The sequence below is a fragment of the Flavobacterium chungangense LMG 26729 genome (assembly GCF_000735715.2).
Classification (GTDB): Bacteria; Bacteroidota; Bacteroidia; order Flavobacteriales; family Flavobacteriaceae; genus Flavobacterium; species Flavobacterium chungangense.
On sequence record NZ_JASY01000005.1, the window covers coordinates 1 to 21,294 of the forward strand.

General features: G+C 32.3%; 22 protein-coding genes and 1 rRNA gene. 19 read left to right on the plus strand and 4 right to left on the minus strand.

Annotated features, from left to right (window positions below; genetic code table 11):
• The first annotated feature begins 19 nt into the window (after positions 1-19).
• Together rrf and JE46_RS10855 are read left to right on the plus strand one after the other, a co-directional pair.
• Positions 20-129, plus strand: a 5S ribosomal RNA gene (gene rrf / locus JE46_RS10850).
• 144 nt (positions 130-273) lie between these two features.
• Positions 274-1,926 carry a M1 family metallopeptidase gene (locus tag JE46_RS10855; RefSeq protein ID WP_031455302.1) on the plus strand — a complete coding sequence of 551 codons (1,653 nt, stop codon included), beginning with the start codon at positions 274-276 and terminating at the stop codon, positions 1,924-1,926.
• A 52-nt stretch (positions 1,927-1,978) separates the two neighbouring features.
• Here JE46_RS10855 and tpiA read toward each other — a convergent pair whose 3' ends face one another.
• Positions 1,979-2,731 (minus strand): triose-phosphate isomerase, encoded by a 753-nt coding sequence (gene tpiA / locus JE46_RS10860; protein ID WP_031455303.1) that lies wholly within the window; start codon positions 2,729-2,731, stop codon positions 1,979-1,981.
• Between the two features lie 64 nt (positions 2,732-2,795).
• Positions 2,796-3,290 (minus strand): TlpA family protein disulfide reductase, encoded by a 495-nt coding sequence (locus JE46_RS10865; RefSeq protein ID WP_031455304.1) that lies wholly within the window; start codon positions 3,288-3,290, stop codon positions 2,796-2,798.
• Positions 3,291-3,674: 384 nt separating this feature from the next.
• Here JE46_RS10865 and JE46_RS10870 point away from each other — a divergent pair, with 384 nt between their 5' ends.
• The 7 genes from JE46_RS10870 (at position 3,675) to JE46_RS10900 (ending at position 10,272) form a co-directional block, all read left to right on the plus strand.
• Positions 3,675-5,093 carry an amidohydrolase family protein gene (locus JE46_RS10870; protein ID WP_031455305.1) on the plus strand — a complete coding sequence of 473 codons (1,419 nt, stop codon included), beginning with the start codon at positions 3,675-3,677 and terminating at the stop codon, positions 5,091-5,093.
• Positions 5,094-5,096: 3 nt separating this feature from the next.
• A complete protein-coding gene (locus tag JE46_RS10875) occupies positions 5,097-5,966 on the plus strand; it encodes a chromate resistance protein ChrB domain-containing protein (RefSeq protein WP_031455306.1) in 870 nt (289 codons plus the stop codon).
• A gap of 60 nt (positions 5,967-6,026) precedes the next feature.
• The gene (locus JE46_RS10880) at positions 6,027-6,518 is read left to right on the plus strand and encodes a hypothetical protein (protein ID WP_031455307.1); all 492 of its coding nucleotides are present in this window, start codon (positions 6,027-6,029) and stop codon (positions 6,516-6,518) included.
• A gap of 11 nt (positions 6,519-6,529) precedes the next feature.
• Positions 6,530-7,696, plus strand: coding sequence for a chromate transporter (locus JE46_RS10885; RefSeq protein WP_031455308.1), 1,167 nt, complete (start codon positions 6,530-6,532; stop codon positions 7,694-7,696).
• Between the two features lie 45 nt (positions 7,697-7,741).
• Positions 7,742-8,215: a 23S rRNA (pseudouridine(1915)-N(3))-methyltransferase RlmH gene (gene rlmH / locus JE46_RS10890; RefSeq protein ID WP_031455309.1), complete on the plus strand. Its 474-nt coding sequence runs from the start codon at positions 7,742-7,744 to the stop codon at positions 8,213-8,215.
• Positions 8,216-8,300: 85 nt separating this feature from the next.
• Complete coding sequence (locus tag JE46_RS10895; RefSeq protein WP_031455310.1) at positions 8,301-9,614, plus strand: MFS transporter; 1,314 nt, start codon at positions 8,301-8,303, stop codon at positions 9,612-9,614.
• 85 nt (positions 9,615-9,699) lie between these two features.
• Positions 9,700-10,272, plus strand: a complete 573-nt coding sequence (locus JE46_RS10900; protein WP_031455311.1) for a pentapeptide repeat-containing protein — start codon at positions 9,700-9,702, stop codon at positions 10,270-10,272.
• Here JE46_RS10900 and JE46_RS10905 read toward each other — a convergent pair whose 3' ends face one another.
• Positions 10,273-10,770 (minus strand): GNAT family N-acetyltransferase, encoded by a 498-nt coding sequence (locus tag JE46_RS10905; RefSeq protein ID WP_031455312.1) that lies wholly within the window; start codon positions 10,768-10,770, stop codon positions 10,273-10,275.
• A 2-nt stretch (positions 10,771-10,772) separates the two neighbouring features.
• Positions 10,773-11,813 carry a GMP reductase gene (locus JE46_RS10910; RefSeq protein WP_031455313.1) on the minus strand — a complete coding sequence of 347 codons (1,041 nt, stop codon included), beginning with the start codon at positions 11,811-11,813 and terminating at the stop codon, positions 10,773-10,775.
• Positions 11,814-12,081: 268 nt separating this feature from the next.
• On the opposite strand from JE46_RS10910, the gene JE46_RS10915 reads away from it, so the two are divergent.
• From JE46_RS10915 to JE46_RS10960, 10 genes are all read left to right on the plus strand, one after another.
• Entirely contained in the window at positions 12,082-13,311 is a 1,230-nt protein-coding gene (locus tag JE46_RS10915) for an HD domain-containing protein (RefSeq protein WP_031455314.1), read from the plus strand.
• A gap of 131 nt (positions 13,312-13,442) precedes the next feature.
• Positions 13,443-14,486 carry a UDP-3-O-(3-hydroxymyristoyl)glucosamine N-acyltransferase gene (gene lpxD, locus JE46_RS10920; RefSeq protein ID WP_031455315.1) on the plus strand — a complete coding sequence of 348 codons (1,044 nt, stop codon included), beginning with the start codon at positions 13,443-13,445 and terminating at the stop codon, positions 14,484-14,486.
• Positions 14,479-15,867, plus strand: coding sequence for a bifunctional UDP-3-O-[3-hydroxymyristoyl] N-acetylglucosamine deacetylase/3-hydroxyacyl-ACP dehydratase (locus JE46_RS10925; RefSeq protein ID WP_031455316.1), 1,389 nt, complete (start codon positions 14,479-14,481; stop codon positions 15,865-15,867). The genes lpxD and JE46_RS10925 overlap by 8 nt, the downstream gene beginning before the upstream one ends.
• 70 nt (positions 15,868-15,937) lie before the next feature.
• Entirely contained in the window at positions 15,938-16,723 is a 786-nt protein-coding gene (lpxA, locus tag JE46_RS10930; protein WP_031455317.1) for an acyl-ACP--UDP-N-acetylglucosamine O-acyltransferase, read from the plus strand.
• 95 nt (positions 16,724-16,818) lie between these two features.
• A complete protein-coding gene (gene efp, locus JE46_RS10935; RefSeq protein WP_031455318.1) occupies positions 16,819-17,385 on the plus strand; it encodes an elongation factor P in 567 nt (188 codons plus the stop codon).
• 120 nt (positions 17,386-17,505) lie between these two features.
• Complete coding sequence (locus tag JE46_RS10940; protein ID WP_031455319.1) at positions 17,506-18,435, plus strand: UDP-3-O-(3-hydroxymyristoyl)glucosamine N-acyltransferase; 930 nt, start codon at positions 17,506-17,508, stop codon at positions 18,433-18,435.
• Positions 18,436-18,437: 2 nt separating this feature from the next.
• Positions 18,438-18,800 (plus strand): nuclear transport factor 2 family protein, encoded by a 363-nt coding sequence (locus tag JE46_RS10945; RefSeq protein WP_031455320.1) that lies wholly within the window; start codon positions 18,438-18,440, stop codon positions 18,798-18,800.
• 86 nt (positions 18,801-18,886) lie between these two features.
• The gene (gene sucD, locus JE46_RS10950) at positions 18,887-19,759 is read left to right on the plus strand and encodes a succinate--CoA ligase subunit alpha (RefSeq protein WP_031455321.1); all 873 of its coding nucleotides are present in this window, start codon (positions 18,887-18,889) and stop codon (positions 19,757-19,759) included.
• A gap of 140 nt (positions 19,760-19,899) precedes the next feature.
• Positions 19,900-20,328: a hypothetical protein gene (locus JE46_RS10955; RefSeq protein ID WP_031455322.1), complete on the plus strand. Its 429-nt coding sequence runs from the start codon at positions 19,900-19,902 to the stop codon at positions 20,326-20,328.
• Between the two features lie 335 nt (positions 20,329-20,663).
• Positions 20,664-21,278, plus strand: coding sequence for an RNA polymerase sigma factor (locus tag JE46_RS10960; RefSeq protein ID WP_031455323.1), 615 nt, complete (start codon positions 20,664-20,666; stop codon positions 21,276-21,278).
• Positions 21,279-21,294 lie beyond the last annotated feature (16 nt).

The following is a 21,294-nucleotide window of genomic DNA, read 5'->3' on the forward strand; positions in this document are numbered from 1 at the left end:
AACTGAAAACTAATGACCTTAAGGTGGTTATTGCGGCGGGGCTCACCTCTTCCCATCCCGAACAGAGTAGTTAAGCCCGCCTGCGCAGATGGTACTGCATTTTTGTGGGAGAGTATGTCGTCGCCTTTCTTTGAAAACCCTATTCTATATGGATAGGGTTTTTTGTTTTACAAAATGTTGTGATTTTAGATTGTAATATGTAATTAAAACAAAATTGAATGTTTACTTTTGTTATAAATTCGTTTTAATTTATACATTTCAAACTTTATATTGATGAAAAGTTATATAATCATTTTTTTATCCTTTTTTCTAGTTTTTACCGCAAGCTCACAAGGACTTCTTAGTAAGTCACAGAAAGTGTTTACGCATCAGGACACGTTGAGAGGAAGCATAACAAAGGAAAAAGCATGGTGGGATTTAAAGTATTATCATTTGGATGTAAAGGTAAATCCGGAGGATAAGACTATTTCAGGTTCAAATACAATTCGGTATACAGTTTTAAACGAGTATAGGAAAATGCAGATTGATTTGCAGGAACCAATGCAAATATACAAAGTGACACAGGACGGAAAAGAATTGAAATTTGAAAGAGATGGAAATGCTTTTTTTGTTCAGTTGGTTGCAGATCAGAAAGTAGGAGAAGTTAAAGAGATTATTGTTTCGTTTGGAGGAAAACCTAAAGAAGCGGTTAATCCACCATGGGACGGAGGTATTACCTGGAAAAAAGATAAAAACGGGAAAGATTTTATAGCTTCATCATGTCAGGGATTAGGTGCCAGTGTTTGGTGGCCATGTAAAGATCACATGTATGATGAAGTAGAAAAGATGTTAATTAGTGTAAATGTTCCGGGAGATTTAACAGACGTTTCAAATGGAAGATTGCAAAGCGTCAAAAAACAAAAAGATGGTACAAAAACATTTAATTGGTATGTTTCTAATCCTATAAATAATTACGGTGTAAATATTAACATTGGGGATTATGTTAATTTTTCGGAAAAATATGAAGGAGAGAAAGGGAATTTAGATTGTGACTATTATGTTTTAAGAGATAATTTAGCATTAGCAAAAGAACAATTTAAAGATGCTCCAAGAATGTTGAAAGCTTTTGAAAGCTGGTTCGGGCCTTATCCTTTTTATGAAGATAGTTACAAATTGGTGGAGGCTCCTTATTTAGGAATGGAACATCAAAGTAGTGTAACTTATGGAAATCAGTACAAAAATGGATATTTAGGGCATGATTTAAGTGGCACCGGATGGGGCTTAAAATTTGATTTTATTATTGTTCATGAATCTGGACATGAATGGTTTGCAAATAATATTACTTATAAAGACATTGCTGATATGTGGGTTCATGAGAGCTTTACTAATTATTCGGAAAGCCTTTTTGTGGAATATTATTACGGTAAAGAGGCTGGAGCCGAATATGTGATAGGTTGTAGAAAAAATATTAAAAATGATATTCCAATTATAGGGCATTATGATGTAAATAATGAAGGATCCGGTGACATGTATCCAAAAGGTGCCAATATGTTGCATATGATTCGTCAAATAATTAATGACGATGCAAAGTGGAAGTCTATTTTAAGAGGGCTGAACAGTACTTTTTATCATCAGACAGTTACATCTAAACAGATTGAAGATTATATTAATACTCAGTCTGGAATTAATTTTAACAGAGTTTTTGCCCAATATCTAACGACGACTAAAATTCCGGTTTTAGAATATATTTTTAAAGACGGATCTTTTGGTTATCATTGGTCTAATTGTGTAGCTAAATTTGATATGCCGGTAAAGGTAAAACTGAACGGAGTTGACCATTGGTTAAAACCAACAACAGAATGGAAATCTGAAAAAGTAACGAATGATAATAGAAATATTGAAGTAAATAAAGATTTTTATGTAACTAGTTCTAATATTACAGAATAGTAAAAATAAACCCGATAATTAGTTGTTATCGGGTTTTTTATTTTATAAGTAATTAGATAGCTGTTACAATAGCAAGAAAATCATCTGCTTTTAAAGCTGCTCCTCCAATTAAACCGCCATCAACATCAGGTTTAGAGAAAATTTCTTTTGCATTTTCTGGTTTTACAGAACCACCGTATAATATAGAAACAGCATCAGCGATATCATTTCCAAAAGCTTTTCGAATTGTTTCTCTGATAAATTCGTGCATTTCCTGTGCCTGTTCAGGAGAAGCTGTTTCACCTGTACCAATAGCCCAAACTGGCTCATATGCCAAAACTACATTTGGCCATGATTCTTTTGAAATATGGAATAATCCATCGCGTAATTGATTTTCAACAATGTTGAAATAATTGTCTGATTGACGGTCTTTTAATTCTTCTCCAAAACAAAAAATAACAGTCATTTCGTGTTTTAAAGCTGTGTCAACTTTATTAGCAATTAAGGCATCAGTTTCATTAAAAATAGCTCTGCGTTCTGAGTGACCTAAAATTACTGTATCAACTCCAACACTTTTTAGCATATCAGCAGAAATTTCTCCGGTAAAAGCTCCGCCTTCAGCCTGGTGAACATTTTGAGCGGAAACTCCAATAGGAGTATTTTTTAATTTTGCAGCAGCTGCAGCCAAGTTGATAAATGTTGGTGCAACGATAACCTGTGCGTTTGTTTTTGCAGGAATTTTTGAAATTAACTCGCTTAGTAATTCTTCTGTTTGACTAGCATTTTTATGCATTTTCCAGTTTCCTGCAACAATTTGTTTTCTCATTTTGGATAGGTATTAATTTTTTGTTTTTTATGAATTTTAAAGGTTGTTTTAAACAGACATTAAGTTATTTAAGACTTTTTAATGTTTCGTTGATTTTATCAAAGTCAGTTTCTATGGCACGATATAGTACAATTTTTCCGGTTTTGTCAAGAATAATATATCTAGGAATCCAGTCTAAATCAATTGATTTTCCAAAAACACCTTTCATTCCGTCATTCATCATGTAATGATCACCTTTCAATTCGTGTTTTTCAATTCCGATTTTCCATTTATCAGCGGTTTTATCTGCTGATATGAATAAATAAGAGACATCAGGATTATTTGCTTGAAGTTCTTTTATTTTTGGCATTGCTTTTACACAGTCACCACACCATGAAGCCCATACTTCAATTACCAAAGTTTTTCCTTTGTATTTATTTAATATGTCTTTAAATGCAACCTGACTTTCATTCGTTGACAATAATTTTTCAGATAATGCTACTTCCGAAAAATTGTTCTTTTGAGCATTTGTACAAGAAAATGTAGCAAAAGCAATAAGTAATATAACTAATTGTTTCATTTTTATATGTTTTGAACAAAGTTAAACAAACAAATTGAAACAGAAATACAGAATATAAAAATTCAGGAAACAGTCAATTTTAGATTCAAAAAGAGAAAAATCGTTTATAATAGAAAAATTGAAATCGTAATAGTTATGTCCTTAAATTTAATTTTTTGATGATTCCTTAAAATAGAGATTGATGAAAAGTATTTATTTGTTTTTTTATTTGAATAATTTGCTTAATAAAACGACATAAATGCCTTAAAAAAAGCTTTTGATTTTTTTAAAATGTTAATTTTTAGAATATTGATACACATTCAAAACTATAAAAATGGCAACTTATGCTAATATCTCAAATGTCTTCAAAATTGACTATATTTGCATGTAATTTAAACTTAGAGTATGACGAGGATAATTACACTTTTCTGTTTCTTGATAACACAATTTAATTTCTCTCAATCGGCTGGAAATTATTTAGAAAAAATCAGAAACAATGAAGCTGCCTTAACAGCTTTTTTTCAGCAAATGCCAAAAGGTGGCGATTTACACCATCATTTTTCAGGATCTATTTATGCAGAACCTCTTTTGGAAAGGGCAATTGCAGAAGACTTTTATCTGAATTTAGAAACTATGGAAGTTTCTAAAATAAAACCTGCAAAAGGAGATTGGGAGACTTTTTCGTCGTTGAAAAATACAGGAAAACTGGCTTTTTATAAGCAGCAGATAATGCAAACCTGGTCAGCTAAAGACTTTAATGGTGTGACTGTTCCTTCTGATGATTTGTTTTTTGATTCTTTTCAAAAGTTTTCTCCTGCTATCGAAGGCCATTTTGCAGAAGGATTAACAGAATTAAAAAACCGTGCACTTTCTGAAAATGTAAGTTATATTGAAACACAATTGTCTACAATTCCATGTGATATGAAGGTAGATGATTTAAATGATTTTAACCTGAAACTTCGTCAGGCTGCCAGTCAAAAAGATGAAAAGACAGTTTTAAAATTTCTGGATGATTTGCATAAATCGATTCAACAGAAAGAGGGTAAAAAATATGCTGAAGATTTCAACAGTAATTTTATTGCGAAATTGCATAAAGATTTAAAAATAGATGACGAGCGTTTTACAATGCGTTATCAAAATTTCGTATTGCGTTTCATGGAACCTGTTGATTTGTTTAAAAATCTAACTATTGCTTTTATATCTGCAAACGAAAGCAAACTGGTTGCAGGTGTAAATATTGTTTCTCCTGAAGATGGAGAAACTTCCATGAAAGATTATTGGCTGCATATGGTGATGTTCAAATATTGCCATTCTCAATTTCCTAACGTAAAATATACGCTTCATGCTGGTGAATTGACATTGGGATTGGTACAGCCCGAAGAATTAACCTGGCATATTAATTCAGCGATTTATATTGCGGGAGCTAATAGAATTGGTCACGGAGTTGATATTGCTTATGAAGCAAATTCGTATGATTTATTGCGTTATATGTCAAAAAACAAAGTCCCTATTGAGATTAATTTGGCCAGTAATGAATTTATTTTGAAGGTAAAAGAGGGCAGGCATCCTTTTACACTTTATAAAGAGTTTAATGTGCCAATTGTAATTAGTACAGACGATGCAGGGATTTTAAGGACCAATATGACGGAACAATACGTGTTATTGGCTAAAAGATATCCCGATGTTTCATATGCTACAATAAAGCAATATGTTTACAACAGTATTAATTACAGCTTTATTCAGGATGAATCTGTTAAAAAACAATTGCTGAATGATTTAGATATTAGATTCAAAATCTTCGAAAATCAATTTTCTAAAAATTAACGAATGAAATGGATTACACGTGAACGTCCTAAAATAGATCGATTGGCCTGTCCGTGGCTTATTCAGAAATTTGTCGATTCTGAAGCAGAATTTTTTTATGTCCCTTTTGATAATGTTATTGAAGAAGCAAAAAAGCTAAATGCAATTCCGTTTGATATTCCAGGTGTTGAATATACACATTATGAAGATCAGTGTACATTTGACTATATAGTTAAAAAACACAAAATTAATGATCCGGCCATTACTGTAATTTCAAAAATAGTTCGGGGGGCTGATACAGACAGACATGATATTGCTAATGAATCGGCGGGGCTTTGGGCAATTTCCGCAGGATTGGCACATAATATTACAGATGATGCTAAACTTTTAGAAATGGGAATGGTGATTTATGATGCTTTATATAGTTGGGCTTCTCATTTATATCATCAAAAACATCTTCAAAATAGTCCTTTTGAAAATTTGCTCCATGAAGTGTATGTCAAGTTTTTAAAAACGAATAAAACCGAGAAAAAGAAAGTTCCTAGTTGGGTGAATGAATTAAAAGAAATGATTCAGGATCAGATTGATGCTCAGTTTACATTTGACCTCAAAAAAATATCAACTGATTTAGAACTGAACCCTTCTTATTTGTCCAGAGAGTTTTCTAAATATTTTGAAGACCTGAATTTTGGTGATTACATTAGGAAAATCCGAATAGAAAAAGCGATCAATCTCATTCAGAATTCAAATTACACTTTAACCGAGATCTCCTACTTAACAGGGTTTTCAGATCAAAGTCATTTTACCAGAATTTTTAAGCTTCACACAGGTGAAAATCCTTCTTCATTTAGAAAAAAAATAGCAAAAAGTAATTCAGATACAAAAGGTAAATAGAATCCTATTTGTTACTTTTTAAGCTCCGTAGCTTTGTTTAAATTAATTAAACAAACAAAAATGATACGGGGTACAAATTTTCTTTTTTTACTATTTATTACAACTGCTTATTCACAAACTACTTATCCAAAAATAAATGGATATGTAGGTATTATGCATCCAATTGTTACTTTCAGCAATGAAGAAACAACAACTAATTTTGATGGTCATTATGTTGTTGCTTTTCCAATGGGAATCAATTTATGGAAAACTTCTAAAATAGGATTTTCTTTCGAAATTGTTCCAACAATCAAAGACGATGATGGAGTAAGTAAATCAAGTAATTTAACCTTTCATCCGGGTGTTTTGGTTCCTCTGGGAAGCGGATTTTCTTTTGCAGGAAGAGCCGCTTTTGAAACTTCAGGCAGGTATGGTTTTACTCCGGTTTTCAATAAAACACTTATTAAAAGTGAAAATTGCAGTTATTATGCTGCTTTGCCTTTACCTGCCCGATTTGGCAATGATAAACCGGCAACGTTTACTATTGGATTTCAATTCGGAGTTTTATTTTAAAGAAAATTGACATGATAAAAAAACCAATTTATACTTTAAGACAGCTTGTTTACTATTTTTTGAAACTGGGAACAACTGGATTTGGAGGTCCTGTTGCTTTAGTAGGTTACATGCATGAAGATCTGGTAGAAAAGCGTAAATGGATTTCAGAGGAGAACTATAAAGAAGGTCTGGCATTAGCACAACTGGCTCCGGGACCTTTAGCGGCACAACTTGGTATTTATTTAGGTTTTTTGCATTATAGAATTTTAGGTGCGACACTGGCTGGATTAGCTTTTATAATTCCTTCATTTATTATTGTTGTCTTATTAAGTATTACTTATACGATCTACGGAGGACTGTCATGGCTGCAGGCTATTTTTTATGGTGTTGGCGCGGCAGTAATTGGAATCATCGTAATGAGCTCATATAAACTTACACAAAAAGCTATTGGAAAGTTTACATTAGAGTCACTAAAAAACAATTGGCTTTTATGGTTAATATTTGGAGTGTCTTTGGCTATAACATTGGTAACAAAACGAGAGCATATTTTATTATTTATTGGTGCAGGTCTTATATATATGTTTTATAAATCTCCTCAAAAATTTTGGAGAACGAAAAAAACATACTCCTTGTTTATGCTACAAATTTTATTTTTTAATGATGAGCTGACAATTTTACAAAAAATAGCAATTTTCTTTATCAAAGCAGGAGCCTTTGTTTTTGGAAGTGGTTTAGCAATAATCCCTTTTTTATACGCAGGTGTTGTTACAGAAAATCACTGGTTAACTGAACAGCAATTCCTTGATGCTGTTGCCATAGCAATGATTACTCCCGGCCCGGTTGTAATTACAGTTGCTTTTATAGGATATATTGTTGCCGGATTTTCAGGTGCCTGCGTGTCTTCATTGGCGACATTTCTGCCGTGTTATTTATTTACAGTTATTCCGGCTCCTTACTTTCATAAAATTGCAAAAAATGAATCTATAAAAAACTTTGTTACAGGTATCACAGCAGCAGTTATTGGGGCATTAGTAGGGGCTGTAGTTATAATTGCATCAAGAAGTATTGTTGACGTATCGACCGCATTAATTGCAATTCTTACTATTTTTGCTTTAATATTTATAAAAAAAATAGCTGAGCCAATTATTATTTTAATAGCAGCATTTTCAGGTATACTAATAAAATTAATGCTATAGACTTCAAATCATTTTTATCTTTGCTGTTCAGAAATCAATTTAAAAATGAATATCAAACTTATCGCCATTGGCAAAACGGATAACAAATCATTGCAGACTTTAATCGATGATTATACTAAACGGCTGTCGTTTTATATCAAATTTGATTTAGAAATCATTCCCGATATTAAGAATGTAAAGAATTTATCTGAAAGCCAGCAAAAAGAGAAGGAAGGAGAGTTGATTTTATCTAAATTAACACCTACAGATCAGTTGATTTTATTGGATGAAAACGGAAAAAACTTTTCAAGTGTTGGTTTCTCTGACGAGTTGCAAAAAAAGATGAACTCCGGAATTAAAACGCTGGTTTTTGTAATTGGTGGACCCTATGGCTTTTCAGAAACGGTTTATAGTAAGGCTCAAGGTAAAATTTCACTTTCACTGATGACTTTTTCGCATCAGATGGTGCGGTTATTTTTTATAGAACAATTGTACAGAGGCTTTACAATTTTAAGAAATGAACCGTATCATCATCAATAAAACGAATTATTGATTATTTATTAATGAAGATTCAGTGATGTTTATAAGAAAAAATAAATAAATTAGCTCCTTCAAAACCATAACCATGACGAACTTACCAAAAGGGAGTAAAAAATTATTGAATGCCTGGGCCTTTTATGATTGGGCAAATTCAGTTTACACTCTTACAATAGCATCAGCTGTATTTCCTATTTTTTACGAAGCCTTATTTTCTGAACGAGGACACTATATAGAAGTTTTTGGATTGGAATTGAAAAATTCAGCCCTGATTAGTTTTGTAACCGCATTTGCCTTTGTATTTGTAGCCGTCTTTTCACCATTATTATCCGGTATTGCAGATTATGTTGGGAATAAAAAATCATTCATGAAATTTTTCTGCTATGTTGGAGCTTTATCGTGTATGGGATTGTACTGGTTTGATCTTGAAAATATTTACATCGGATTATTGTTTTATTTTTTGGGACTTATTGGATATTGGGGAAGTTTGGTTTTCTATAATTCCTATTTGCCGGATATTGCGTTTCCTGAACAGCAGGATAAAATTAGTGCCAAAGGGTATTCTTTAGGGTATATTGGAAGTGTAATTTTACTGATTATCAATCTGGCAATGATTATGAAACCAAAAATATTTGGAATCACTGGAACAGATGGTGAAGCAGCTATGAAAGCCATGAGGTTTTCTTTTATTATGGTAGGAGTGTGGTGGATTTTGTTTAGCCAGTACAGCTATTATTTTTTACCTAAGGGAAGCAAAGAAACCAATCAAAAGTTATCGAAAGATGTTGTGTTTAATGGCTTTAAAGAATTAAAGAAAGTTTGGGCAATATTACAGAATAATATTCCTTTAAAAAGATACTTAAGCGGATTTTTCGTGTCAAGTATGGCGGTTCAGACTGTAATGTTGGTAGCGACTTATTTTGGAGCACAGGAAATTCAGTGGGCATCTAAGGAAGAAAGCACAATTGGTTTGATTATCTGTATTTTGATTATACAGTTGGTAGCTGTCATTGGAGCTGTTTTGACCTCGAGAGCTTCGGAGAAATTTGGTAACATCCCAACTTTAATTGTTATCAATACGATTTGGGCAGTTTTTTGTGCACTTGCTTTTTTTATTACCTTGCCAATACATTTTTATGTAATGGCTACGGTAGCAGGATTTGTAATGGGAGGAATTCAGGCTTTATCACGCTCAACGTATTCAAAATTATTGCCTGAAACAGAAGATACAGCATCATTTTTCAGCTTTTATGATGTAGCTGAAAAAATAGGAATCGTAATAGGGATGTGTCTTTACGGAATTATCGATCAGATTACAGGAAGTCCTCGTTTGGCAATTGTATTCTTAGGATTGTTTTTTGTGACTGCAATTTTTCTTTTAAAAAGAGTGCATAAAAAATAATTAGTAAAATAATATTTCAGTCTAAACGCAATTATCATACATTTGATTCTTGCGTTTTTATTTTAAATTAAACAATAAATCTTTAATGACGAGCGAGTATTTCCTTGATAAAGAATATAATAATGTCATTTATGATAAGGATGGTGCTAATTTTAAGGAGTTTGAATGTTGTGTTTTTAATAATTGCAATTTTTCGGTCTGTACTTTTTTAGCCGTTACTTTTATTGACTGTATCTTTAATGATTGTATTTTTAATGAGGCAAAAATCAATTATGTAGCTTTTAGAACCGCAGCTTTTAATCGCTGTGAAATCAAAGATGTAAATTTTGCCATGTGCGACAAACTCATTTTCGAAATTCATTTTAACGATTGTATTTTAGATTTTTCCAAATTTTATACCCTAAAAATAAAAGGAACTACATTTACAAACTGCAGTCTGGTTGCAGTCGATTTTATGGCAGCCGATCTTACAAGTGTGATTTTTGATAATTGTGATTTGTACCGTTCTGAGTTTGATAAAGCAACCGCAAACAAAGCCGATTTCAAAACGAGTTATAATTATACAATTGATCCATCCAAAACGAAACTTAAGAAAGCTGTTTTTTCTTTGAATGAAGTAAAAGGTTTATTGTTTAAGCATGATGTAATTGTGAGCTGATTACAACTTTTTTTCCATCACATAATCCTCCATTAGGTAGCCATTTCCAATGTCAATATTGACTTCATCAATGATTTCAAATCCTATTTTTTTATAAAAACTTAATGCAGAGTTAAAACGGTTTACATTTAAAGATAAGCTTGTTGAATTATTTTCTAAAGCCAGTTTTTGAATCTCTTCAATTACTTTTTTTCCAATACCTTTCCCCTGTGTTTCAGGTAAAAGATATATTTTGTGAATTTTTGTTACTGCATCATTTTTGTAATGATGTTCAATTCCGATAAATCCGATTATGGATTCCTCATCCAAAATTAAATAAAATAATTGCTCTTTTTTCTCAATCTGATTGGTTAAGGCTTCATCTGAATAAATTAAATCCAGCATATAGTCTAATTGATTTTTCGTTAAAATTTGACCATAGGTTATGGGCCAGGTTATATGTGCAATATTTTGAATTTTAGCAATATCCTCAATTGAGGCTTCGGTAATTTGAATCATATTTATTTTGTAAAAACTTGGTTTTCCTGTTCGCTAACGCGAATAAAAGTGGTACGTTTTGTCAATTCTTTTAGTCTGGAGGCTCCTACATACGTGCAGGTACTGCGTAAACCGCCTAAAATATCAAAAACCGTGTTGATTACGTTCCCCTTAAACGGAACCTGAACTGTTTTTCCTTCGCTAGCCCTGTATTCAGCTACTCCGCCAGCGTGTTTGTCCATTGCGGTAGCAGAACTCATTCCGTAAAATTGTTTGAATTTTTTGCCTTCTATTTCAATCAGTTCACCACCGCTTTCTGTGTGTCCGGCTAACATTCCGCCAAGCATTACAAAATCTGAACCTGCACCAAAAGCTTTGGCAACATCACCCGGAGTTGTACAGCCTCCATCGCTAATAATATGTCCGCCTAAGCCATGTGCGGCATCAGCACATTCAATGATAGCCGAAAGCTGCGGATAACCTACACCGGTTTTTACACGGGTTGTACAAACTGATCCGGGGCCAATTCCAACTTTGACAATATCAGCTCCTGCTAATAATAATTCTTCTGTCATTTCGCCGGTTACTACATTTCCTGCAATTATAACTTTGTCAGGATATTGTTCGCGGATTTGTTTTAAAAACTCAACAAAATATTCTGAGTATCCATTGGCGACATCAATACAAATAAACTTCAGTAACGGATTTGCTTGAATAATTTCTGCAATTTTTGCAGCGTCTTCTTTTCCTATTCCGGTGCTAATGGCAATATAATTATAGAAATCAGGAGATACGTTTTTTAGAAAATCATTCCATTCCTGAGGCGAATAATGTTTATGAATAGCAGTAAAAAGCTTTTCTCTGGCTAAAACAGCAGCCATTTCAAATGTGCCAACAGTATCCATATTTGCTGCCATAATTGGAATTCCTGTCCATGTCTCTGTACTGTGCAAAAATTTAAAATTTCTTTCTAAAGATACTTCAGCTCTGCTTTTTAAAGTGGATCTTTTGGGTCTGATCATTACATCTTTAAAGCCTAATTTAAGATCGGTTTCTATTCTCATGATTTTCCAAATTTTTGTTACTTTCAAATATATTAATTTTGAAAATGAAAGGGTTTATAACGACACGAAAACTAATCCTTAGTTATTAACATCTTAAAAAATAAAAGTTCGGAAATTTGGGTGATGGTATGTAATTAATGTTGAAAGAGTTTGTAATCAGTGTTTTTTTCTTTTGGAAAAGGAATTTCTTTTTGTTTTTTAAGATAAAAACAGAAAACTGTTTATAGTTAATTACCTATATTTGTTGACCTAAAAAATTACCAGAATAGTGAATCATATCAATAAGTTAAAAATATTCAATGACCCGATTTATGGCTTTATTTCTATTCCGAATGAGCTTATTTATGATTTAATTCAGCACCCTTATTTTCAGCGTTTGCGTCGAATTTCACAGATGGGATTATCATATTTGGTTTATCCTGGAGCTAATCACACACGTTTTCATCACGCATTGGGCTGTATGCATTTAATGCAAAAAGCAATTGAAACACTTCGTTTTAAAGGTGTTGCTATTTCAAATGATGAAGAATGTGCATTATTAATAGCTATTTTATTGCACGATATTGGTCACGGACCTTTTTCGCATGCCATGGAGAAAAGTATTGTAGAAGATGTTAATCATGAATCCATTTCGTTATTGTTTATGAATCAGTTAAACAATGAATTTGATGGGAAATTGAGTTTAGCAATTCAGGTTTTTAAAGGAGAATACCACAGAAAGTTTATGCTTCAATTGATTTCGAGTCAGTTGGATATGGATCGAATGGATTATCTAAAGCGCGATAGTTTTTATACCGGAGTTGCAGAAGGAAATGTGAATTCTGAACGATTGATCCAGATGATGAATGTTGAAAACGATATTTTAGTTATAGAAGAAAAAGGGATTTATTCAGTAGAAAAGTTTCTGTTGTCAAGAAGATTAATGTACTGGCAGGCTTATTTGCATAAAACAAGTCTCGTGGCCGAATTAATTTTGATGAAAGTACTCAAACGGGCAAAAGAATTAACGTTGAAAGGAGTTAAACTGCCTTGTAGTGAACCGCTTTTATATTTCATGCAAAATAAAATTTCACTTGAAAATTTTGATGCTGAAAAGTTAGATTTGTTTTCTCAATTAGATGATTTCGATATCATTAGTGCTCTTAAAGCATGGCAAAAATATAACGATTTTATATTGTCTACTTTGAGTAGAATGATCATTAACAGGGATTTATTGAAGATTAAAATGAGTGCAGAAAAAATTCCGATGGAAGAATCGCAATCCTTAAAAGAAGAATTTGCAGAACAACACCATATATCAGCTCTTGATGCCGGTTACTTTATTTTTAGGGGAAAAATTAAAAATCAGGCCTACAGTAAAGAAGCAGAACCTATAAGAATACTTAAAAAAGATAAAACAATTGAAGATGTTGTTGAAGCTTCTGACCAGTTGAATTTGAAATCATTATCTAAATTGGTTACAAAATATTACATATGTTTTCCAAAACAACTTATCTAAAATTAACATTTAAAACCTATTTTTTATATTTTTGTCGGACATAAAAACAAATTAGTATATTTTTTTTGAATATAAGCAGAACGTTAATATAGAGTTCCATCTTATTCGTATAAAAAATAGAATCAAATAAGATGAAATTTACAGCAGAACAAATAGCGGGGATTTTAGAAGGCGAAGTAGTTGGGAATCCTAATGCCGAGGTTTTTCGACTGTCTAAAATTGAAGAAGGAGAGGAAGGATCACTTACTTTTCTGGCAAATCCTAAATATATCAATCACATTTACACTACAAAAGCATCAGTAACGATTGTCAATGATTCTTTTATGCCGGAATCTGAAATTACAACTACTTTAATTAAAGTAGAAGATGCATATGTATCCTTTTCTAAACTTTTAGAGTTTTATAATCAGGTAAAATTAAATAAAAGCGGAATAGAGCCGCAAGCTTTTATAACTGAAGGAACCAAATATGGTGAAAACCTGTATTTGGGAAGTTTTAGTTATGTGGGTCAAAATGTGAGTTTAGGTAATAATGTGAAAATATATCCAAACAGTTTTATTGGTGATAATGTTGTTATTGGCGATAATGTGTGCATTTTTGCAGGGGCTAAAATTTATTCTGAAACTGTAATTGGTAATAACTGTACCATTCATTCAGGAACTATTATTGGTGCAGACGGTTTTGGTTTTGCTCCAAATGAAGATGGAGAATATAGTAAAGTACCGCAAATTGGTAATGTTATTATTGAGGACAATGTAGATATTGGAGCGAATACTACAATAGACAGAGCTACACTTGGATCTACAATTATTAGAAAAGGAGTAAAGTTAGACAATCAAATTCAGATTGCCCATAATGTTGAGATTGGTAAAAATACAGTAATTGCAGCTCAAACAGGAGTTGCAGGCTCTACAAAAATTGGAGAAAACTGTATGATTGGCGGACAGGTTGGTATTGCAGGGCACTTAGTAATTGGAAATAATGTTCGGGTTCAGGCTCAATCCGGAATAGGAAGAAACATTAAGGATGACGAAGTTTTGCAGGGAAGTCCAACATTTGGTTATAGCGATTTTAGTAAATCCTATGTTCATTTCAAGAACCTGCCTAAAATTGTTGCGGAATTAGAAGAATTAAAGAAACAAATAATAAACCCAAAAAATGGAAATAATGGTTAAACAGAAAACCATCAAGAATGAAATTTCACTAACAGGAGTTGGATTACATACAGGAAAAGAAGTTGCAATGACTTTTAAACCTGCTCCTATAAATAATGGTTTCACTTTTGTTAGAATTGACTTGCAAGGCCAACCGGTAATTGAGGCTGACGCCAATTATGTAGTTAACACACAAAGAGGTACCAATCTAGAAAAATTAGGTGTAAAAATTCAAACTCCTGAACATGTTTTAGCAGCATTAGTTGGTTGTGATCTGGATAACGTTATTATAGAATTAAATGCTTCAGAACTTCCTATTATGGATGGTTCTTCAAAATATTTTGTTGAGGCTATTGAAAAAGCCGGGATCGAAGAGCAGGATGCAAAGCGTAATGTTTATGTAGTAAAAGAGGTAATCTCATTTACAGATGAAACTACAGGAAGCGAGATTTTGGTTATGCCAAGCGATGATTATCAGGTTACAACTATGGTAGATTTTGGTACTAAAGTTTTAGGTACTCAAAATGCTACTTTGAAAAGTATTGCTGATTTTAAAGATGAAATTTCAAATTCAAGAACCTTTAGTTTTTTGCATGAATTAGAATCTTTATTAGAAAATGGATTAATAAAAGGTGGTGATCTTAATAATGCTATTGTTTATGTAGATAAAGAGATTTCCGATGCTACAATGGAAAACTTAAAAAGAGCTTTTGGTAAAGATGAAATTTCTGTAAAACCAAATGGTGTTCTTGATAATTTAACTTTGCATTATCCAAATGAAGCGGCAAGACATAAACTTTTAGATGTTATTGGTGATTTATCTTTAATTGGAGTTAGAATTCAGGGAAAAATTATTGCTAATAAACCTGGACATTATGTGAATACACAATTTGCCAAAAAATTAGCAAAAATTATAAAAATTGAGCAAAGAAACCATATCCCTGTTTACGATTTAAATCAGGAGCCATTGATGGATATCCATAAAATTATGGCTGTTTTGCCTCACAGACCTCCATTTTTGTTAATTGACAGAATTATTGAAATGTCATCAAGTCATGTTGTGGGATTGAAAAATGTTACCATGAATGAAAATTTCTTCGTTGGGCATTTTCCTGATGCTCCGGTTATGCCGGGTGTATTAATTGTTGAGGCAATGGCACAAACAGGTGGAATTTTAGTTCTAAGTACAGTTCCGGATCCTGAAAACTATTTGACTTATTTCATGAAAATAGATAATGTTAAATTCAAACATAAAGTTTTACCAGGTGATACTTTAATATTTAAGTGTGATTTGATTTCTCCTATCAGAAGAGGGATTTGTCACATGCAGGCCAACGCATATGCTAATGGAAAATTAGTTGCTGAAGCAGAATTAATGGCGCAAATTGCAAGAAAACAATAATTAATCAAAATTATTGTTTACGTTTGTTGCCCAAATTAGACTATTTTAAATTAAAATATAAAAAATACAGATGAATCAACCATTAGCATATGTTCATCCTGGCGCTAAAATCGCTAAAAATGTTGTAATTGAGCCTTTTACAACAATTCATAATAACGTTGTTATTGGTGATGGTACCTGGATAGGTTCAAATGTAACCATTATGGAAGGTGCCCGAATTGGAAAAAATTGTAATATTTTTCCAGGTGCAGTAATTTCAGCAGTTCCTCAGGATTTAAAATTTGGAGGAGAAGATTCTTTGGCTATCATTGGTGATAATTGCACGATAAGAGAATGTGTAACTATCAATAGAGGAACAATAGCTTCAGGTCAGACAGTTATAGGTAATAATTGTTTAATAATGGCAACTGCACATATTGCTCATGATTGTCATGTAGGTAATAATGCTATTATTGTTAACGGAGTTCTTCTAGGAGGCCACGTTACTATTGGTAATTATGCAATTATTGGAGGATTATCAGCAGTTCATCAATTTATCAGTGTGGGAGATCATGCTATGATTTCAGGAGGATCATTATTAAGAAAAGACGTTCCACCATATACTAAAGCTGCGAAAGAACCATTATCATATGTGGGAATAAATTCAGTAGGACTTAGAAGAAGAGGTTTTAGCACTGAAAAAATAAGAGAAATACAGGATATTTACAGAATTCTTTACCAGAAAAATTACAATACAACACAAGCTTTGAGTATTATTGAAGGTGAAATGGAAGCTACTCCGGAGAGAGATGAAATTTTAGATTTTATTCGAAATTCATCAAGAGGGGTAATGAAAGGATATTCAGGAAATTATTAAAATAGAGTTTAATTGTTTATTTGTTTAATCGTTCAAATCGAAAAAACAGTTAAACGATTCAACGATTTAACCAAAGTAAATAAAATAAAAAACAAATGGCGTCTACATCAGATATTAGAAACGGATTATGTATTAAATATAATCACGATATTTATAAAATTATCGAATTTCTTCACGTAAAACCAGGAAAAGGTCCTGCTTTCGTGAGAACAAAATTAAAAAGCTTAACAACAGGAAAAGTATTGGACAATACCTTTTCTGCAGGACACAAAATCGAAGACGTACGTGTAGAAACACATACGTATCAGTTTTTATATGCTGAAGGAGAAGAGTTTCATTTCATGAATGCTGAAACTTTCGAGCAAATTTCTTTGAATAAAAGTATTTTAGATGCTCCGGGGTTATTAAAAGAAGGAACAAACGTAATGGTTCAGGTTAATACAGAAACAGATTTACCTTTGTCAGTTGATATGCCGGCTTCAATTGTTTTAGAAGTAACTTATGCTGAACCTGGAGTGAAAGGAAATACAGCTACAAATGCTACAAAATCAGCTACTGTAGAAACAGGAGCAACTGTAAACGTACCGTTATTCATCAATGAAGGTGATAAAATTAAAATTGATACCGCTTCAGGTTCTTATATGGAGCGTGTAAAAGAGTAACTTTTTAATTGAGATAATTAGAAAATGAGTCAATTAGATAATTTGTGAATTGTTGTAATTTTGTATATTCACATTCTAATTGACTCATTTTCTAATTAGCACATTTTCTAATTATAAAATATGAAATTTCCAAAAGTTCACTCTTTAGAAGAAATTGCGAATTTGCTTAATTGCGAATTTATTGGTGACAAAGACTTTGATGTTTTAGGCATGAACGAAATTCATGTAGTTGAACCAGGTGATATTGTTTTTGTTGACCATCCCAAATATTATGACAAAGCTTTACAGTCAGCTGCTACTATTGTTTTAATTAATAAAAAAGTAGATTGTCCTGAAGGTAAAGCTCTTTTAATTTCTGATGATCCTTTCAGAGATTTCAATACTTTAACCAAACATTTTAAGCCTTTTCAATATGCGAATGTTGCTATTGCTCCATCTGCAAAAATAGGAGAAGGGACTGTTATTCAGCCAAATTCTTTTGTTGGAAATCACGTTACTATTGGTAAAAACTGCCTGATACATTCTAATGTTTCTATTTACGATCATACTGTAATTGGTGATAATGTAATTATTCATTCCGGAACTATTTTAGGGGCAGATGCTTTTTATTATAAAAAACGTCCTGATGGTTTTGATCAGTTAATTTCCGGAGGAAGAGTAGTTATTGAAAACAATGTTGGTATTGGTGCTCTGTGTACAATTGACAAAGGTGTAACTGGCGATACGACAATTGGTGAAGGAACCAAAATCGATAATCAGGTACATGTTGGGCATGATTCTGTAATAGGAAAAAAATGTTTAATTGCTTCTCAAACAGGTATTGCCGGATGTGTTATTATTGAAGATGAAGTAACTATTTGGGGACAAGTTGGGACAACAAGCGGTATCACAATAGGAGCGAAGGCTGTTATTATGGGGCAGACAGGCGTTACTAAATCGGTTGAAGGCGGAAAATCTTATTTTGGAACTCCAATCGAAGAATCAAGAGAAAAGTTGAAACAATTAGCTAATATCAAAAAGATTCCTGAAATTTTAAGTAAATTAAAATAACTATGTCTATTAAAGAATTTGTTCAAAAATTTTATAAATCGGATGCCCTGATTGATAGTGAAATTTTTAAGACCTATCTGCATCCCGATGTAACTATAGAGTGGAATAGCAGTAAAGGATTAATCCATATGGATTACGATTCGATAATAAACATGGCAAATGAATTAAATCGAGCTTATGTGCGTTCAAAAGTTAGAATTAGCCATATAATAGCTGAAGATGATTTGGTTTCAGTACGTTATTCTCACTTTGTAAAAACGATTGAAAATCCTCGTGAAGAAATGTTGTTGGCACATTTTTTTACGATTTGGCAGATAAAAGACGGTAAATTGTATAGAGGTTATCAAATGAGTCAATTTTCGTGATATTTTTTGCCGATAAAAAAGGTGAAAATAAGTTACAAAACCTTACTTTTGCATCACAATTTTAAAAACTACATAAAATATATATCATGAGTGTTTTAGTTAATAAAGATTCCAAAATAATTGTTCAGGGATTTACAGGAAGCGAAGGAACTTTCCATGCTTCTCAAATGATTGAGTACGGTACTAATGTTGTGGGTGGTGTTACTCCTGGAAAAGGAGGGACCAGTCATTTGGACCGTCCGGTTTTTAACACAGTAAAAGATGCTGTAGATCAGGCCGGAGCTGATACTTCTATCATTTTTGTACCGCCGGCTTTTGCTGCTGATGCAATTATGGAAGCTGCTGATGCCGGAATTAAAGTAATTATTGCAATTACAGAAGGAATTCCTGTAGCAGATATGATTAAGGCTAATAATTATGTTAAAGAAAGAAATTCAAGATTAATTGGTCCAAACTGTCCTGGTATCATTACTCCGGGTGAAGCTAAAGTTGGTATTATGCCAGGTTTCGTTTTCAAAAAAGGAACTGTTGGTATCGTTTCTAAATCTGGAACTTTAACTTATGAAGCTGCTGACCAGGTTGTAAAACAAGGTTTAGGAATTACTACTGCTATTGGTATTGGTGGAGATCCAATCATTGGAACTACTACTAAAGAAGCTGTAGAATTATTAATGAACGATCCTGAAACTGAAATTATCATCATGATTGGTGAAATTGGAGGTCAATTAGAAGCTGATGCTGCTAAATGGGTTAAAGCTGATGGTAACCGTAAACCAGTTGTTGGTTTCATTGCCGGAGAAACTGCTCCTGCAGGGAGAACAATGGGTCACGCAGGTGCTATTGTTGGTGGTTCTGATGATACTGCTGCTGCTAAAAAACAAATCATGAGAGACAACGGAATTCATGTTGTTGATTCACCAGCTGAAATTGGTAAAAAAGTAAAAGAAGTATTGGGATAATCTCCAATATTTAAAATAACAAATTCCAAAAAAGTCTCAATATTTTGTTGAGACTTTTTTATATTTTTAAAATGGCTGGAATATAATTAAAAACTTGGCTACTGAAATTCTCAAATAGCAGTAGCTTAAAAATAAGAAAAATGAGTAAAGAATTAAAAAAATTTAAAGTAAGCAATAGTTTTACTTTTACGATAGAAGACAGTTTAGAGCAAGTTTGTAATGCTCCCGAAGGAAGCGCAGGGATTTTTGTTGTGTATGCTGTTGAAGCTGAAGCAAAAGAATTAATCATGGTAGCTTCTACCGGAACTGTTCAAAATGATGGGACATTGAAAAGCAAAAATGGCGGGTTATATGATAAAATTGTAAACGGACATCAATTTGCCAAAACCGGAAGAAAATACTCTTGGCCGGCACAAATGAAACTGGAAAGTATTTCAGCTCTTGAAGTTGTTTGGTATGAAACTTTTAATGCAGATGTTAAAGCTATTCCAACTGCAGTTGAAGGACAAGTTTTGCAAAATTTCTTAGATGATAATGGTAAATTACCAAGATGGAATGTAGCTTTCTAAAAGCTTTTTTAAATAAACTTTTCGTAATAAGCCTTACTAACTTTAGTAAGGCTTTTTTTGTGCTTTTTTGTACTTGTTTCTTTGTTTTGTAAATAAAACATTTCTTTTTTGTAAAAAAATTGTTTTTAAACTTTGGGCTTCATATATTTATAAAACAAAAACACAAAATAATGTTAAATTATATTTTTGTTTTTGTAAAAAATAACTCACAATATTGTGTTTTAATTATTATTTATTAGTTTAAAATATTTTTTACATAATTTATTGAAGCAAAAAAAATGATAAATTTTAAAAGCACGTTGGGTGGTTGTTTCTAATATAAATACTGAATATTTATGAAAACCCAAATCTTAACAATAAAAACCTACGATGACCATAAACTTTGGAGTAAACTGAAGGCAGGTGATGAAAAATCATTTTCGTTACTTTTTGAAAAGTACTATGCGGATTTAATTAATTATGGAAATTCATTTTCGCCCTTTGCAGAAAAAGTACAGGATTGTGTTCAGGATGTATTTGCTGATATTTGGTTGTATCGGGATTCATTGCAAGAACCTAATGTGGTAAAAGCTTATTTATTGTCAAGTGTGCGAAAGAGAATTGCAAGGTTGTATGAGCGTGATCATATTTTTAAAAAAATTACTACTACTGATTCAATTGAATTTCTTTTTGATTTTTCAGTAGAATATGATTTTATAGATGATGAAGCAACTGCAGAACGTGTATTGTATCTCAATAAACTTTTAAATGATTTGCCTTCCCGTCAAAAAGAAGCACTTTTTTTAAGATATAACCAAGGATTGTCAGTTGAACAAATTGCAGAAATGTTAGACGTAAATTATCAATCAGCAAATAATCTATTACACCGCGGTTTACTTAAGCTTCGTAAGGAATGGAAAGGAAGTTTTCCTCTTTTAGTATTACTATCTTCATGCATTTTTAATATTTAGTTAAAAAAAATAAAAA

What these genes read in the sequence shown, in the direction of transcription:
- JE46_RS10960 (WP_031455323.1), top strand. Translation starts at nt 20,664, where the DNA reads ATGAAAACCCAAATCTTAACAATAAAAACCTACGATGACCATAAACTT.
- JE46_RS10855 (WP_031455302.1), top strand. Translation starts at nt 274, where the DNA reads ATGAAAAGTTATATAATCATTTTTTTATCCTTTTTTCTAGTTTTTACC.
- JE46_RS10910 (WP_031455313.1), bottom strand. Translation starts at nt 11,813, where the DNA reads ATGAGAATAGAAACCGATCTTAAATTAGGCTTTAAAGATGTAATGATC.
- JE46_RS10940 (WP_031455319.1), top strand. Translation starts at nt 17,506, where the DNA reads ATGAAATTTCCAAAAGTTCACTCTTTAGAAGAAATTGCGAATTTGCTT.
- JE46_RS10900 (WP_031455311.1), top strand. Translation starts at nt 9,700, where the DNA reads ATGACGAGCGAGTATTTCCTTGATAAAGAATATAATAATGTCATTTAT.
- JE46_RS10870 (WP_031455305.1), top strand. Translation starts at nt 3,675, where the DNA reads ATGACGAGGATAATTACACTTTTCTGTTTCTTGATAACACAATTTAAT.
- rlmH (WP_031455309.1), top strand. Translation starts at nt 7,742, where the DNA reads ATGAATATCAAACTTATCGCCATTGGCAAAACGGATAACAAATCATTG.
- lpxA (WP_031455317.1), top strand. Translation starts at nt 15,938, where the DNA reads ATGAATCAACCATTAGCATATGTTCATCCTGGCGCTAAAATCGCTAAA.
- JE46_RS10885 (WP_031455308.1), top strand. Translation starts at nt 6,530, where the DNA reads ATGATAAAAAAACCAATTTATACTTTAAGACAGCTTGTTTACTATTTT.
- JE46_RS10905 (WP_031455312.1), bottom strand. Translation starts at nt 10,770, where the DNA reads ATGATTCAAATTACCGAAGCCTCAATTGAGGATATTGCTAAAATTCAA.
- tpiA (WP_031455303.1), bottom strand. Translation starts at nt 2,731, where the DNA reads ATGAGAAAACAAATTGTTGCAGGAAACTGGAAAATGCATAAAAATGCT.
- JE46_RS10955 (WP_031455322.1), top strand. Translation starts at nt 19,900, where the DNA reads ATGAGTAAAGAATTAAAAAAATTTAAAGTAAGCAATAGTTTTACTTTT.
- JE46_RS10875 (WP_031455306.1), top strand. Translation starts at nt 5,097, where the DNA reads ATGAAATGGATTACACGTGAACGTCCTAAAATAGATCGATTGGCCTGT.
- JE46_RS10865 (WP_031455304.1), bottom strand. Translation starts at nt 3,290, where the DNA reads ATGAAACAATTAGTTATATTACTTATTGCTTTTGCTACATTTTCTTGT.
- JE46_RS10880 (WP_031455307.1), top strand. Translation starts at nt 6,027, where the DNA reads ATGATACGGGGTACAAATTTTCTTTTTTTACTATTTATTACAACTGCT.
- JE46_RS10895 (WP_031455310.1), top strand. Translation starts at nt 8,301, where the DNA reads ATGACGAACTTACCAAAAGGGAGTAAAAAATTATTGAATGCCTGGGCC.
- efp (WP_031455318.1), top strand. Translation starts at nt 16,819, where the DNA reads ATGGCGTCTACATCAGATATTAGAAACGGATTATGTATTAAATATAAT.
- lpxD (WP_031455315.1), top strand. Translation starts at nt 13,443, where the DNA reads ATGAAATTTACAGCAGAACAAATAGCGGGGATTTTAGAAGGCGAAGTA.
- JE46_RS10945 (WP_031455320.1), top strand. Translation starts at nt 18,438, where the DNA reads ATGTCTATTAAAGAATTTGTTCAAAAATTTTATAAATCGGATGCCCTG.
- JE46_RS10925 (WP_031455316.1), top strand. Translation starts at nt 14,479, where the DNA reads ATGGTTAAACAGAAAACCATCAAGAATGAAATTTCACTAACAGGAGTT.
- sucD (WP_031455321.1), top strand. Translation starts at nt 18,887, where the DNA reads ATGAGTGTTTTAGTTAATAAAGATTCCAAAATAATTGTTCAGGGATTT.